Consider the following 15,250-nt stretch of genomic DNA (forward strand, 5'->3'; position numbering starts at 1 on the left):
TGTCGACGGCCGCGGGGGTCAGTGTCGGTGGGTGTCACCAGGGTCAGACGGTGGTTCGGGCGTTCTTCGCGGCGGCGACGAGCACCTCGATGCTCGCGGTCGTCTCAGGCCAAGCGCGGGTCTTCAGACCACAGTCGGGGTTGACCCAGAGCTGACGCGGATCAACGGAATCGAGAGCAGCGGCGAGGAGCTCGTCGACCTCTCCGCGGTCGGGGACACGCGGTGAGTGGATGTCCCAAACACCGGGGCCGACGCCGGCGTGGAATCCCGAGTCCTTCAGCGCGGTCAGAACCTGCATCCCGTTTCGGGCGGCCTCGATCGAGGTGACGTCCGCGTTCAGGTCACTGACGGTGCCGATGAGCTCGTTGAACTCCGAGTAGCACATGTGGGTGTGGATCTGGATGTTCGCGGCGACACCCGAGGTCGCCAGGCGGAAGGAACCGACGGCCCAGCGGAGGTAGTCGGTCTGCTGCTCAGCCTTCAGCGGGAGGAGTTCACGGATGGCGGGCTCGTCGACCTGGATGATCTTCGCGCCTGCATCGACGAGGTCGTCGATCTCATCGCGCAGGGCGAGGGCCACCTGGTCAGCGGTCTCTCCGAGCGGCTGGTCGTCACGCACGAAGGACCAGGCGAGCATGGTGACCGGGCCGGTCAGCATGCCCTTGACGGGCTTGTCGGTGAGCTCCTGGGCGACGCGGAACCAGTCGACGGTCATCGGGGTGGGCCGGGTGACGTCACCGAACAGGATCGGCGGGCGGACGCACCGGGACCCGTAGGACTGGACCCACGCGAGGTCCGTGGAGTGGTAGCCCTCGAGCTGCTCGGAGAAGTACTGCACCATGTCGTTGCGCTCGGGCTCACCGTGGACCAAGACATCGAGGCCGAGTTCCTCCTGGCGGCGGATGACGTCGGCGATCTCGTCCTTCATCGCCTGCGTGTACTGCTCGTCGGTGAGTTCGCCCTTCTTGTGGGCCGCGCGGGCACGACGGATCTCGGTCGTCTGGGGGAAGGAACCGATAGTGGTGGTGGGCAGCGGCGGCAGGCCGAGTTCCTCGCGCTGGGCGACGACACGGGTCTCATAGTCGTCGCGGTCGCGGTCGGCGTCCGTGACCGCGGAGGTACGGGAGCGCAGCTGCTCGTTGTGCGTGCGGGCCGAACCGCGGCGGGACGCGACCGCCTCGGCGGATTCCTTGACCGCCGCGCGGTCGGCATCGGTGTCCGCGCCCGTCAGGGTTCGGGCGAGGAGGGCGACCTCGGCGGCCTTCTCCGCGCCGAAGGAGAGCCAGGAGCGCAGCTCGGCATCATCGTCCAGGGAGGTTTCCTGGGCGAGGGAGTAGGGAACGTGCAGCAGTGAGCTGGAGGTGCACACGGCGACAGGACCGCGCTCCTTCAGTGCCTTCAGGGTGTTCAGCGCGGCGCTGAGGTCCGTGCGCCAGATGTTACGCCCGTCGACGACGCCAGCGACGAGCAGTTCGTCACCCGTCCAGGACGGGAGGAGGTCCCCATCTGCGATGGCGGTGGTGTCGGAACGGCGCTCGTCGGTGCGACCAGTCACGAGGTCGACGCCGATGGCGGCGACACCGGTCCCGGTGAGGGTTTTCACGGCGACGTCGCCATCACCGAAGTAGGTCTGGACCAGTAGCTCGGGGGAACCGGGCGCTTCGGCCGCGGCGGCGGCGAGACGCTCGTAGGCGGCACGGGTGCGGCTCAGTAGGTCGTCACGACGACCGGCGTCGGAGGCCACATCGGTGACCAGCCAGGGCTCGTCGAACTGGATCCAGGTGACACCGGCGGCGGCGAGATCACCGATGAGGGTGACGTAGGCGTTAGTAACGGTCTCCAGGTGGTCGAGCGCGTCGGAATCGTCCGTGGTCCGGGCGAGCGCAAGGTAGGTCAGCGGGCCGATGACCACCGGGCGGACCGGGAACCCGCCCGCGGCCAGTTCCTTCACATCGGCGACGAACGCGGTGTCATCCAGTTCGAACCGGGTATCGGCGGACAGCTCCGGGACGATGTAGTGGTAGTTGGTGTCGAACCACTTGGTCATGGCCGACGCGGGAAGCGCTGCGGTTCCACGGGCCGCGGCGAAGTAGCGGTCGATGAACGTCGGCAGGTCGTCTCCACCACCGGTGCCCTCGTGGTCGGCGACGTCGTTCACCCGGGCGGGGAGCACACCGAGCAACGCAGAAGTGTCCAGCATCTGGTCGTAGAAGCTGCGACCGATGGTGGGGACGGAGTCGAGACCTGCAGCGACGAGGTCCGCGGCGGAGTTCCGGGCCAGATCACGGGCGGTCTCCGCAAGATCTGCACCTGTCGAGGAGTCACGCCAGTAGGTTTCCAGCGCCTTCTTCAGCTCACGCTTCGGTCCGATGCGGGGCACACCTGCGACGGTGGCGGTAATCGAGTTGCTCATGATGGGTGGAGGGTCCTTTGAGTTCGTCTGGAACAGATGAAATGTTTGACCGCCGGGGCGGCCCGTGATGGCCTACGGCCGTGAGAACAAGCCAATACTAGACCGCTTGGTCTGTCAAGCCTCAACACGCCCCGGGACCCAGAGTGGCGCCCGCCCCGAGCCTCCGACGATCACACCGATTCCTTCAAAACGCCGTTCAACAGCACAGATAATCACCCGGACCGGACCCGAAACCGCCACCCCGGAACGGGCAGCCAGTCCCCCACGACCCCACCCCCGGAAAGTCGAACATCACACCAACACCCCGCCGTTCGACGGACCGGTCTGTCTAACCACGACCGTACGGCACCTCCGCTAACCCCGGTGCTGGTGAAGACCCAGCACGCCTGCGTATCATCGGCATCATGAACGAAGCCCCCACAGGTGTCCGTCCCCGTCTCCGCATCGTGCTCTCCGTACTCGGAGTGGTTCTCCTCATCGTCGCGACTCTCGCGGTGGTGACAGCGCAGACCCCCGGATCACCGTACGAGGAAGCGAGTCAGCACTCCCCGTCCGCGACATCAACGACGACGTCCGCTGAGGTCACCTCGTCGCCAGTGGCTTCCCCCACCCCGGAGGTCATCGCCGCCGGTGAGTCGCCCACGACAGCGCCCGGCACAGCGGATCCCGTGTCGGTTTCCCCAGTGGCTTCCGACGTTACCGTCCCCGGCGCCCCGGCTCCGCTTACGGCGGAAACCACACGGTCGGCGCCGCCGGTGGCGGAGCCCGTCGCTCTGGCGCTACCCGCCCCGCCGCACATCCCCACCCCGGCTGCCATCGGAGGCCTCCTCGGCCACAATCCGAACAGCGGTCCCGCCCCCGGGGCGACCGGAACGTTCCGATTGACCGGGCCTGCCCCGGTCAACGGTGCCGACTACGGCCCGATGGCTTATGTCCTTCCACTCAATCCCCCGGGCCCGCAGAACAGCATGGTCCGCTGGGTCGACGGGATGGGGGTCTCACCGACCGCAGCGGAACAGGGCACCGTCTACGTTCTCGGGCACGCCTGGGCGCAGCAGTGGCTCGTATTCAACGGATTCTCCGAATTGGCGACACGTTCCGTCAACCTCGGAGGCCCACCCCAGTGGGTACCTGCTTACGGTGGCGGGACCGTACGGCGCTGGTCCACCCCGGTTCTCAACGGTTCCCGGATCACCATGTCGGATGCCGCGGGACGGCAGCGGGAGTGGGCGGTGGACAACACCTGGCTCGTACCTAAGTCCGAGGCCATCAACGACGTGGAACTCAACTCGACCAACATACCGGGGCGCATCATCCTCATCGCCTGCGCCGTCGGCAATGGCCGTGACCTCGACTACAACGTGATCGTGTCCGGTCACCTCGTCTAACCCCGAGAACGCCCAGCGGCGCCGGTTGACGGTTCACACCCGTCGACCGGCGCCGTTGTCGTGGGAGTCTCCGGCTATGCCTTGCGGACGACCGATGACTTGAGCTGCATAGCACCAAACCCCTCGATCCTGCAGTCGATGTCATGGTCGCCGACGCCGTCCACCAGCCGGATCCCCTTGACCTTCGTCCCGGCTTTGATCGGCTGGGTGGAACCCTTCACCTTCATCGTCTTGATGACGGTGACGGTGTCCCCGTCCCGGAGCGGGTTACCAACGGAATCGACGATCACCGCATCCCCACTGTCGACCGGATCCTGGGTCTCGTCACCCGGCGCCCACTCATGCGCACACTCGGGACAGATGATCAGGGCATCCAGCGGATAGGTGTACTCGCAGGTGCATTCGGGGCACGGGGGCGTGGTGTCAGTCATGACGTCCATCCAACCACGTCCCGCAGAAACCTCCCTCATCGCCTCATCCGCGTCGGCACCCGTCTGTGACGCCGCAGAGCCCTCGGGCATGCCGATCCAGCAGAAGACGGCCGCTCACCCAGGCACTCCACACGCGAGCGACGTCGCCGGACAAGGCGAGCAACAGCACGATACTCGCCCTGACCGCCGCCATCTCACCCAGTTCGTTCAACCGATCACCGGCTAGCTCGATGATCGCCCCGTCTACCAGTAGATCGAACAGTGCGAAATCGAGCAGCCAGATTCTGGCGCTGCCACTCCCCTGCCAGATGCGCCACGCACGGTAAACAAGCGCCAGATAGCTGATTCCGCGGAGAACCCGCGGGACGATACCCGGTCCCGTCCCGGCTTCGCCAATCAACTGTTCCAACGTCTCCGGATCGACAATGCGGTCGGCGACGACGCCGAGCAGCACACCAGTGGCGACGGAGTCGAACTACTTCAGTCTGATGTCTCGCCCATACTGTGGCGGTAAATCGGGATCGGCACTCGCCGCGGCACCAGCCGCCAGGTCCCCGATACCCGGATATCCGCGTGCGGCCCGCACCACAGCGGAAGGTAGATCATCGTAGCCATCTCCGATGGTGTCCCCAGCCTGGTCAACAACCGGAAGGTTACCGTCCGCGCGAACCTCATCACCACCACCATTGCGGCAGTGGTATCCGGTGGAGAAGTTCCCGATCACCCGGCGCCGGATCCGGGGATCCGTACCCACCAGGGAATTCACGATGTAGTTATGCTCGACGTCGATGTCGGCGTGGAGTTCCCGAGCACTGCCATCCGGGGCAAAATTGATCGGGTCCCAACAGGCCGCCGGAGGTCCGCGCCCGGTCAATGAAGTAGTCCGGGACGTAGACCGCAGTCAACAGACTGCGGATGCGTGGAAGAACCAGGTAGACGACGACACGCCCCAGAAGGGATGGGCTGAAGCATCCAGGTGGTAAAGGAAGCGAGGAAAGATGTCGCCCGCCAGTACAATGGCGGCGAACGTGACGACGACGAAAAAGAACACGTCGATGGCGCGGCCAGGATGTGTCACCCAGGTGGACGTGGAGCGGATCTTTCCGGGGATATACCCGTCGGAGAACCGCTCACGCCGTTCACCGCACGTGGTTGTAGACGGGGTCGATTCCCTCGGGGTAACCGTGCCCCGCAGCCAGCGATTCCTTGACGTCCGCGGCATAGCAGTCGACGTACTCGTTGCCGGTCATCTCGACGAGAACCTCAATGATCCTGTCGGTCAGCGCCCTCGCTGCTTCGTAACTGTCTTTGTCGAGACCGCGAGAGGTGATGAACTCGATCGGATCGATGGGCGAGCCGATGTGCATACCGACCTTCGCGGGTCGGGGTATCCAGGTCCCGATCGGGTTCGCCCGCCGGGTGCCGAACATGGCCACGGGAATCACCGGAGCCCCGGTGGCCAGGGCCATGCGGGCGACGCCTGTCTTCCCCCGGTAGATCCGCCCGTCCGGTGAACGGGTCCCCTCCGGGTAGATTCCCAGGACCTTTCCCTCGCGGACGAGCTCGATTCCGGTCTCGATCGCCGAGCGTGCGGCATCCCCCGAACTCCGGTCTATCGGGACCTGCCCGACGGAGAGGAAGAAGGCACGCTGTAACCTCCCGATGAGCCCCTTGCCAGTGAAGTACTCCTGTTTGGCGAGAAACGTGATCCGGCGGGGAATCAGAAGCGGGAGAAAGAACGAGTCCATGACGGACTGGTGGTTGGAGGCCATGATAGCTCCACCTGAGGCGGGGACATTCTCGATGCCCCGGACCTGCGGGCGGTTGTAGACACGCAGAAACGGCCCGATGACCACTTGCTTGAACAACCAGTACCACTTGATCTTCATGGCGTCATACGCTCCTTAGACAAGATGAATAGACTCGGGCCGCCGGCCCCACTGGGCGGTGTCCCGGGTGCACCGGGTAGCGCCGGACACCGTGCGCATCAGTTGCCGCGACGGGCGAGGTCCGCCACGCCGATCATACCTGCGTCCGCGCCGAGCTCCGCCGTAGCCAACCGGGCAACCGGGCGATGACCGGCCCCGACGATCGAACCCGTAAACTGCGTACGCGCCTCGTCGAGCCAGAGATCGGAATCCGTGGAGACCCCACCGCCGATCACGATCAGCTCCGGATCGAGGACATCGGCTACGACGCTCAGCCCCTGCCCCAGCCACGCGGTGTAATCCGCAACAGCGGCGGTAGCGACAGGATCACCGTTTCTGGCGGCAGCCATAATGGCGCGCCCGGTCAGCTCGCTGCCACCGTTCTCCCGGTATGCGGCCGACAGCCCGTAGGTACCGTCGGCACCGCCGTCAATGATCTCCCTCGCGGTGTCGACGAGCGCGGTGCCCGAACAATAACGCTCAAGGCAACCTGACTTCCCACAGGAACACGGTCGGCCGTTCCGAACGACCGTCAGGTGCCCGAACTCGGGGGCCGTCCCGTATGCACCCCTGTAGAGAGTGCCGTCAATCATGAGTGCGCCACCGATCCCGGTGCCGACGGCGAACAGTACCCAGACGCGTGCGCCGCGGGCGGCCCCGAATCGGTATTCTCCCCAGGCTGCGGCGTTCGCGTCGTGCTCGAGCGTCACCGGGACACCCAACTGGTCCTGCAGGGTGTCCCGGACGGCGGCGTCGCGCCAGGGCAGATGCGGGGCGAATCGGACGGTGGTGCAGTCGGGATCGAGGAACCCGGCGACCGCGAGTCCGACCGCACTGACGTCCTGGCGACGGCTATGGTAGGCCACGATCTCCGCTACCGCGGATTCCAGTTCGGCCGCGGTGGCTGGGGTGGGTACCTTGGCGGAATCGATGATCCGACCCGTGGCATCCACCGCAGCACCCCGGAGGTTGGTCCCACCGATATCGAACCCGACGGTGACCGAACCGGATGGGAGTGGCATGTGCGCACCTTAGTTTCTTTGACGTCCTGATCAACAACCCGGTCATTATATCGGGAGGAAACCGAAACTCCCCACTTACGCCCGGTGACCCAGTGTCTAAATCGATGCAGTTCCGGCGAGCACGTTCCGGAGGCGCTCCCCCATGCTGTCCCATGTCCAGTGCTCAAGAACGTGCTTCCTGCCCGCCCCACCCATCCGCTTCCGGAGATCGGCGTCGCCAAGGAGACGGTTCAGAGCCTCAGTGAGGGCTGTGGTGTCACGACCACCGACAACGATCCCGGTTTCCGGGGTCACCGTCTCCGGGGCACCACCGGAGTCTCCCGCGATGACCGGTACTCCGCTGGCCTGGGCCTCGAGGTAGACGATTCCCAGCCCCTCCACATCGAGTCCACGGCCCCGGGTCCGGCACGGCATCGCGAAGACGTCGGCGGCGGCGAGGAGTCGTCGCATGGCGTGGAAATCGAGTTTTCCGGTCAACCGGACCCTGTCGGCGATGTCCACCGGGATCAGCGACGAGAGTCTGCGGCGATAGGCTCCCTCCCCGACGATGAACAGATACGCATCGGGATGCGCGGCCAGCACCCCGGGCAGCGCGCGGATGAGCTGATCCTGCCCTTTCCTCGGAACGAGCCGCGAGATGCAGACGATCAGCGGAGCCTCCGCGGGAAGGGCGAACTCTTGCCTTGTCGTGAGCCGCTCCGCCGCCGACACCGGCCGGAATAGCATGGTGTCGACCCCCGACGGCAGCGGACTGAAGGTGACGTCGCGTCCGAAGGCGCGCCGAAACCTGCCGAGTGTGTACTCCGAGATGTAGGTGATGTGGTCACAGTGCGCGCCGATCCTGCGGAGTGCGGACCTCGCCCCGGGGAGCATGGACCACCCGACCTCGTGCCCGTGGGTGGAGGCCACGATCCGCCGAGCTCCCGCACGACGCGCCACTGTAGCCAGCAGTGCCAGGGGCGCCGCCGCCCCGAACCAGACGGTCTCTATGTTCTCCCGACGGATGATTCGTTCCATCTCACGGGCCGTGGCCGGGGTGGGGAGCATGATCCTGCGGTCCCACCTATAGACCCGGTACCGCACACCTGCGTCGTGCTCGGCGGCGGCGGCCCGGTCCTGGGTGGAGGCGAACACGACGGTGTCCGCGGGGTCCAGGGTGTCGACGTAATCCCTGAGGTATGACTGTATTCCCCCCAGGGTCGGCGGGAAATCGTTGGTGACGAGAAGCGTCCGGGTCATCGACAGGGTCGCCCGCGGTCAGTAGCGGCGCGCGCCGACGAAGGGCATTGAGTCCATCGGGACGACCTGGACCGGGATCCCGTAGTCCGAGGCGTGGACGACCATGCCATCACCGGCGTAGATACCGACGTGCGTCGCCCCCGGGTAATAGCCGATGACGTCACCCGGCTGCAGTTGATCACGGCTCACCGGGACGCCCCCCGCCATCTGTGCCTGAGAGGTCCTAGGGAGACGCTTGCCCTGCTGGGCGTACGCCCAGACAACCAGACCCGAACAGTCGAAGGCATCGGGGCCTGTGGCGCCCCAGACATAGGGGGAACCAATTTTGGTCATCGCCTGTTCGAGCGCCGACATGCCGGACGGATTCAGCCCCATGATGCCGTCCAGCGAGTGATCGACGGGGCCGTTCTTGTTGATCCATGCGAGCTTCTCGGCCGCGGACATATTCTCGACGCGGTCACGGATAACGGTGGTGCGTTCCTCCAGGTCCGTCCGCTCCCGTTCCAACTTCTCCCGGCGCACCCGGAGATCACCGGCCTGAAACTCGGCCTGCGCGCGCGCCCGCGCGACGGCTCCCCGGGCCGCGCCGGCCTCAGCACGGGCGCGCTCGAGCTCACTGAGCGAATCGGAGTACTGGCGCGATAACGCATTCATGTACGCGGACCGGTCGATCGCTTCCTGCGGGCCGGTCGCGTCAATGAGCATCGTCAACGGATCGACTGTCACGCCCCGGTAGCGGGACTGTGCGATCCGGTTCACCTCAACCCGTGCGTCAGCGACCGCGCGGTCGGCCGCCTCGGACCTTTCCCGCGCCTCCACCGCGCGTTTGTTGAGCTCGTCGAGTTCCCGTTCCCGAGCGGCAATCTGCTCTTCGAGGTCTTTGACCTGTTCGGTGCGTTCCTCAGCCTCGTGCGAGATCCGGTCCAGTTCGTCGATGAGGGACCCCAGGTCCTCGGTCGCCGGAGCTTCCACGGGGAGGCCCGCGGGGTCGGCCATCACCGGTGGGACCAGTGAGAGGGAGATGCCTACAGCAGCTACGCCAGCGAGAACCAGCTGATGATAACGGAAAGTGGAAAGCTGCACGGATAACTCACCTTCGGAGAGGACGGATGGGGGATACAGGTCCTGGCGGATCACTGCGCCACCTCGACTATAGAACGAGGGACGAGATTGGGGAAACGGGGCAGCCGTCGGTTCTTCCGGCGAAACCGGAGGTTGTGACGGATATTTCTGATGATTCAAACCTGAGAGACACGGACCGCCACCCGGGATACTTCCCGGATGGCGGTTTCAGTGGAATCTGTGCGACGTCAGTAACGGACCGCAGAATGGAAGGGCATGTAGTCCATGGAGGTCTCGGACAACGGTGTACCCGACTGGATGGCGTGGATGACGGTGCCGTGACCCGAGTAGATGCCCACGTGGGAGGCTCCCGAGTAGAAGGCGATGATGTCGCCAGCCTGGAGGTTGTTGAACGAAACCGGGGTTCCACCGGCGGCCTGTGCGTAGGAGGTACGGGGAATATGCTTCCCGACCTGTGCGTAGGCCCAGGAGGTCAGACCGGAGCAGTCGAAGGCGTTCGGGCCGGTCGCGCCCCAGACGTACGGGGACCCGATCTTGGACCGTGCCGCGTCGACGACGCGCTGACCGTCAGCGGCTGGCTGGGCGATCGGGGCGGCTGCGATAGCGGAATAGTTGGCCTGGGCTGCCTGGCCCGCGAGTGAGGGAACCCACTCGGAGATACCGGGCACTGAGGCGATGTTCGGAACGTTCTCGAGCCCAGCGACCTCAAAAGAGAGGTCAGTGTTAGGAACATGAACCTGAGCGGCCTGCGCCGGACCTGCCAGTGCGGCGGTGGCGCCAAAAGTGACGACGGACGCGATTGCTGTGCGTTGGACCGTCTTGTTACTACGGCGGCTGTGCTTACCCACGAATGAATCTCCAAATCTTCCAGTGTTTTTACCTGCCGGGTTAGCTGTCGGGCTTGGAAGCGGAAGGCTCCTACCCCACTCCACGGCCGTCAGATGCAGCGGCGGCCGTTCTTGTGCGGGACTCGCCCCAGAAGAGCTTTGGTGTCGGGTCCCCGGCTCGCGATGTCGACTCGGACAGAGGTTCTGTCGTCGACCGACGGTGCGAAAAGGTGCGTATTTCGGTTTTCATTGGCGGTGCTTCCGGGGCCATCCCCGTTGCCTGCCGCAATGTCTCGATCAGATTACGAAACGGACAACAACATGTCCACTCGAAAGTCGAATTCAGGGCTGTTATCGGTCCGTTATCATTTCTTCATCCGAGCTGCATCGATCCACATAGTCATCATCCGCACCATCAGTACCCTCCGGAGATAGTGCACAAAATGTCTCTGAACAGTGCTTTTGATGAAGAATTCTGGAAAGCGGCCGACCAACGGACCTTCGAGTCACGACCTGAAGACGGGACCCGAATAAACTAATGTGTTCCTCATCACACTTAGGTCTGCATGGGGCAATCCGGCCGAACCGGGCGTGATCGGACGTAGATTCCCCGGCGCCTTCTCATCATCCACCACAGGCAGCCGAGCACGCCCGGGCTACCCAACTCCCGCGCATCCACGAGGACCGTGATCATCAGATAGGGTCAAGGGACGTGCAACGTCGAATCCGTACCTGGGCAGGCAACCACGCACGAAAGGCGTACACACGTCCGAGAGGCATAGTGGCTGCGAAGACACCCCTTTGCTCACGACCCCGACACCTATATATATGTGTGCCAGGAAACGTGCTTCGGTAAACCGTGGCAGGCGGTACCGGGTCCAGACGGGACGGGCGGCGTTCCGGTATCCCCGATCGGCGCATCCCTGCCCCTGGGATCCCCAAGATATCGCTGGGCCACCCACCGTGGAGTATCGCGCCCCGGATCCACTTCCCCCACAGCATGACACCGTCCGCCACTGCACAGGGAATGCAGAAGACCCCGGTCTCCTGGGCATTTAGATGTCCAGGAGACCGGGGTACCGACAGTCAGCTGTCAGCGATTCCCGCTAGTTGTCGAAACCGCGGGCTCTGTCTTCCGCACGAACCGATTCTTGGAGACGTCGGAACATCTCGGTCTCTTCGTGGTGATTGGCTTCCTCGATCTCGCGCGCCTTAGCGGCGAGCTCTTCCGGATCAGCCTTGAAGAATCCACCGCGGCCGGGTTGTCCACCGTAACCGAGCTCGTTCATCTGCTTCGGCACCTTCGCACCGGCGTACTCGAGCGGGATCGGGTGACCGTGCTCATCAACCGGACCCAGGGGCTGATGAACCTCCACAAATGCACCGTTCGGCATCTGGTTGATCACGCCGGTCTCGATGCCGTGCTCCAGGACCTCACGGTCGGAGCGCTGCAACCCGATGCACAGCCGGTACGTCAAGAAGTAGGCCAGCGGTGGCAGAACGACGAGACCGATGCGGCCGATCCAGGTCATCGCGTTCAGCGAGATATTAAAGTGCAGCGCGAAGAGGTCGTTACCGCCGGACAATGTCAGCAGGAAGTAGAACACCATAGCCATGACGCCGATGGAGGTACGGACCGGCACGTCGCGGGGCCGCTGCAGGAGGTTGTGGTGCGCATCGTCCCCGGTGATCTTCTTCTCGATGAACGGGTACGTGAAGAGCAGCGCCACGAGGATACCGAGCATGACCGCCACCCAGAAAACGGCGGGGATCGTGTGGTTACCGAAGTAGAGCTCCCATGCCGGCATGACACGGGCGGCGCCGTCCGTCCACAGCATGTAGATGTCGGGCTGCGAACCGGCGGAGACCTGCGAGGGGTTGTACGGGCCGAGGTTCCAGATGGCGTTGATCTGGGTGACGCCGGCGAGCAGTGCCAGGAGCCCGAAGGTGATGAGACCGAAGGCAACGGACTTGACGGCGAATACTGGGAGAATCCGGACACCGACGACGTTGTTCTCGGCGCGACCCGGTCCGGGGAACTGGGTGTGCTTCTGGAACCAGACCAGAGCCAGGTGGGCGGCGATCAGGGCCAGGAGGATACCGGGGATCAGCAGCACGTGGGCGATGTAGAAGCGGTCTAGCATGAGATCGGACGGGAAATCGCCGCCGAAGATCAGCCAGTGCATCCAGGTGCCGACGATCGGCAGCGAGATGACGATGGCGGACATGATCCGGAGACCGACACCGGAGAGGAGGTCGTCAGGGAGGGAGTAACCGAAGAAGCCCTCGGCCACGGAGAGGAGGAGAAGGATACAGCCGATGATCCAGTTGGCTTCACGCGGACGACGGAATGCACCGGTGAAGAAGATACGCATCATGTGGACCATGATGGAGACGGCGAACATCAGTGCCGCCCAGTGGTGCAGCTGCCGGATGAACAAACCGCCACGTACCTCGAAGGAGATGTTCAGCGCGGTCTCGTAGGCGCGGGACATCTCCATGCCCCGCAACGGCGCGTAAGTGCCGTCGTAAATGACCTTCGTGATCGACGGATCGAAGAAGAGGGTGAGGTAGATACCCGACATCAGCAGGATCACGAAGCTGTACAACGCGATCTCTCCGAGGAGGAAGGACCAGTGGGTCGGGAAGACCTTGTTGATCTGGGTGCGCATGACACCCGAGATGGTCAACCTCGAATCAAGGTTGTCGGCTGCTTGGGCCAGTTTCTTGTTACTCATGAGCGACGCTCCCAGAAGGCCGGACCAACCGGCTCGATGAAGTTACCAGCCGCGACGAGGTATCCCTCATCATCGACGGTGATCGGCAGCTGAGGCAGCGCGCGGGCGGCGGGGCCGAACACCGGCTTACCGTACTGCAAAGCGTCGAACTGCGACTGGTGGCACGGACAGAGAATGCGGTTGGTCTGCTGTTCGTACAGCGAAGTGGGACAACCGATGTGGGTACAGATCTTGGAGTACGCGTAGTAGTCACCGTAGTGGAAGGCCTCTTGACCCGCACGCTGAACGGCACGGGCCGCATCCGCGCTACGGAGACGGATGAGCATGACAGGGTTCCGCGGTCCGTGGATCGAGTGCATCTGTTCCTCGTACACGTCGAGCTTCGGGTCGTAGGAGTCGCCGTCGTTCACGAAGTCGACGGGGAGCGGGTAGACCGTCTCCATTCCGCCGGCCTGCATGTCTTCGGGGCGCATGCGCACGAGACGGGTAACGCCCTGGGTGGACATATGGCCGTGGTGCTCTTCAGCGATGGCGCCGGTGTCGCGCCCGAGGTAGAGCTTCTCGCCGTGGTCGAACAGCGTCCAACCGGAGGTCCAGAGGGTTCCGTCACCCTGGATTCCGAGGGGCCCCTTCTTCCAGGGATTCTTGATCATCCCTCCGAGCGGGACGAACATCGCGATACCTGCCAGGACCGCGCTGCCGCCCATGATGCCCATGAGCACCTTACGGCGACCGAGTGTCGAGGTCTCCCAGGAGTCGTTCAACAGGGCGACGATCGTCTTCCGGTCGACCTCGTCGGAGGGGCCGTCGTGACGTCGCTGGACCGCGACCTCCTCCGGGATGAAGCGTTTGACGAATTCAACCGCCCCGACGCCCAAGGACAGAACGGAGAGTCCGAGGGTGAGTCCCACGAGGGGGGTGTAAAGCGAGTACGCCCACAGCCCATCCTGGCCCAGGTACTTGTATTCCCAGGGCCATGCGATGTAGATGACGATGCAGGCCAGAGCCATGATGCCGCCGAGGCCAAACCAGAAGCCGACGGTGCGGACTGCACGCTTCTCCGCTGGATCGTTGTCCAGCGGGAAACGCTCCTTGCGGTACGCGACCGTGACGTCGTCGAGCTCGGTCCCCAGACGGGCGAGCTCCTCGTTGGTCATCGCGTTGAGTTCCTGGGTCGTGTACTTCTTATCAGTGTTGCTCATGAGCGCGATCCAATCCACAGTGCGGCGGCAACGAGAACCACGATGCCAAACAGCCACATCAGGAGACCTTCAGCGACCGGTCCGACACCACCGAGACCGTAACCACCCTGGTCGGGGGTTTCCTTGACGGACTTCAGGAAGGCGATGATGTCCTTCTTCTCGTCCGGAGAGAGCTGCCGGTCGGAGAACTTCGGCATGTTCTGGGGGCCTGTGAGCATGGCCTGGTAGATCTCCTGCTCGTTGGCGGGCGCCAGCGGCGGGGCGAACTTGCCCGAGGAGAGGGCGCCGCCCTTACCGGTGAAGTTGTGGCACGAGGCGCAGTTCAGGCGGAAGAGCTCCGACCCCCGGGCGACGTCTGCGGGATCGATGTTCCCGTTGTAGTTGGCACCACGGAGGCTCTCGAGGGCGACGGATCCGTCCTCGTTCTTCACGATCCCGGGGCCGCCACCGTTCGCGTTGACGTACGCCGCGAGAGCGAGGGTCTGTTCCTCGTTGTACCGGGCGGTCTTCCGCTCCGCCTGAGCGTTGTTCGACATCATCGGCATCCGGCCACTGTGGACCTGGAAGTAGACGGCGCCTTCACCGACACCGATCAGGGACGGACCGCGGCCCTTGACGCCCTGGAGATTCGCACCATGGCAGGTGATGCAGGCGGTGTCGTAGAGGTCCTTACCCTCCTGGATCAGGGACTGTTCATCCTTGGCCGCGGTGGCGGTCTGGACGTCAGGCGTCAGAGCGCCGGCCAGGAGGCCGGTACCGGTCAGACCGACGGTCAGCGCGACTGCACCGGCTACGGTGCGCCGAACCTTGCGGCGGTTCTTGACCTTCTTGGCCGAGCCCGCTGCCGAAGCAGCGTTCCCGGTGGTCTGTGGGTTGGTTTCCATCATTTTCCTTATTACGTGTGCTCGGAAAGTGAAGGGCTGTAGGCCTGTGCGCGGATACCTGGGGGTGAGTCCGTTGTCGCATCGGCAGCTACGGC

The 15,250-nt window shown here is 64.3% G+C and carries 13 protein-coding genes and 1 riboswitch; of the genes, 1 reads left to right on the forward strand and 12 read right to left on the reverse strand.

Going from position 1 to position 15,250, the window contains the following annotated elements:
• Positions 1-43 precede the first annotated feature (43 nt).
• A complete protein-coding gene (metE, locus tag JDV76_RS07865) occupies positions 44-2,413 on the reverse strand; it encodes a 5-methyltetrahydropteroyltriglutamate--homocysteine S-methyltransferase (RefSeq protein ID WP_198736291.1) in 2,370 nt (789 codons plus the stop codon).
• Between the two features lie 404 nt (positions 2,414-2,817).
• Between metE and JDV76_RS07870 the strand changes: the two genes are divergently transcribed.
• Positions 2,818-3,801 carry a sortase family protein gene (locus JDV76_RS07870; protein WP_198736292.1) on the forward strand — a complete coding sequence of 328 codons (984 nt, stop codon included), beginning with the start codon at positions 2,818-2,820 and terminating at the stop codon, positions 3,799-3,801.
• A 74-nt stretch (positions 3,802-3,875) separates the two neighbouring features.
• Here JDV76_RS07870 and JDV76_RS07875 read toward each other — a convergent pair whose 3' ends face one another.
• The 11 genes from JDV76_RS07875 to qcrC all read right to left on the reverse strand — a co-directional run bounded on the left by JDV76_RS07875 (position 3,876) and on the right by qcrC (position 15,158).
• Positions 3,876-4,232, reverse strand: a complete 357-nt coding sequence (locus JDV76_RS07875) for a zinc ribbon domain-containing protein YjdM (RefSeq protein ID WP_198736293.1) — start codon at positions 4,230-4,232, stop codon at positions 3,876-3,878.
• A 43-nt stretch (positions 4,233-4,275) separates the two neighbouring features.
• A complete protein-coding gene (locus JDV76_RS07880; protein ID WP_198736294.1) occupies positions 4,276-4,686 on the reverse strand; it encodes a hypothetical protein in 411 nt (136 codons plus the stop codon).
• A 21-nt stretch (positions 4,687-4,707) separates the two neighbouring features.
• Entirely contained in the window at positions 4,708-5,106 is a 399-nt protein-coding gene (locus tag JDV76_RS07885; RefSeq protein WP_198736295.1) for an LssY C-terminal domain-containing protein, read from the reverse strand.
• A gap of 265 nt (positions 5,107-5,371) precedes the next feature.
• The gene (locus JDV76_RS07890) at positions 5,372-6,121 is read right to left on the reverse strand and encodes a lysophospholipid acyltransferase family protein (RefSeq protein WP_198736296.1); all 750 of its coding nucleotides are present in this window, start codon (positions 6,119-6,121) and stop codon (positions 5,372-5,374) included.
• 98 nt (positions 6,122-6,219) lie between these two features.
• Positions 6,220-7,182, reverse strand: a complete 963-nt coding sequence (locus tag JDV76_RS07895) for an ROK family protein (protein ID WP_198736297.1) — start codon at positions 7,180-7,182, stop codon at positions 6,220-6,222.
• A gap of 96 nt (positions 7,183-7,278) precedes the next feature.
• Positions 7,279-8,421, reverse strand: coding sequence for a glycosyltransferase family 4 protein (locus tag JDV76_RS07900; RefSeq protein ID WP_198736298.1), 1,143 nt, complete (start codon positions 8,419-8,421; stop codon positions 7,279-7,281).
• Between the two features lie 18 nt (positions 8,422-8,439).
• Positions 8,440-9,504: a C40 family peptidase gene (locus JDV76_RS07905; RefSeq protein ID WP_248140785.1), complete on the reverse strand. Its 1,065-nt coding sequence runs from the start codon at positions 9,502-9,504 to the stop codon at positions 8,440-8,442.
• Between the two features lie 227 nt (positions 9,505-9,731).
• Positions 9,732-10,352, reverse strand: coding sequence for a C40 family peptidase (locus JDV76_RS07910; protein ID WP_198736299.1), 621 nt, complete (start codon positions 10,350-10,352; stop codon positions 9,732-9,734).
• 15 nt (positions 10,353-10,367) lie between these two features.
• Positions 10,368-10,536, reverse strand: a riboswitch (cyclic di-AMP (ydaO/yuaA leader).
• 901 nt (positions 10,537-11,437) lie between these two features.
• Positions 11,438-13,069 carry a cytochrome bc1 complex cytochrome b subunit gene (qcrB, locus tag JDV76_RS07915; RefSeq protein ID WP_198736300.1) on the reverse strand — a complete coding sequence of 544 codons (1,632 nt, stop codon included), beginning with the start codon at positions 13,067-13,069 and terminating at the stop codon, positions 11,438-11,440.
• Entirely contained in the window at positions 13,066-14,271 is a 1,206-nt protein-coding gene (gene qcrA / locus JDV76_RS07920) for a cytochrome bc1 complex Rieske iron-sulfur subunit (protein WP_198736301.1), read from the reverse strand. The genes qcrB and qcrA overlap by 4 nt, the downstream gene beginning before the upstream one ends.
• On the reverse strand, positions 14,268-15,158 hold the full coding sequence (qcrC, locus tag JDV76_RS07925; RefSeq protein ID WP_198736302.1) for a cytochrome bc1 complex diheme cytochrome c subunit: 891 nt from the start codon (positions 15,156-15,158) through the stop codon (positions 14,268-14,270). Before qcrC ends, qcrA begins: the two co-directional genes overlap by 4 nt.
• Positions 15,159-15,250 lie beyond the last annotated feature (92 nt).

It is taken from the genome of Corynebacterium marambiense, assembly GCF_016342275.1.
Classification (GTDB): domain Bacteria; phylum Actinomycetota; class Actinomycetes; order Mycobacteriales; family Mycobacteriaceae; genus Corynebacterium; species Corynebacterium marambiense.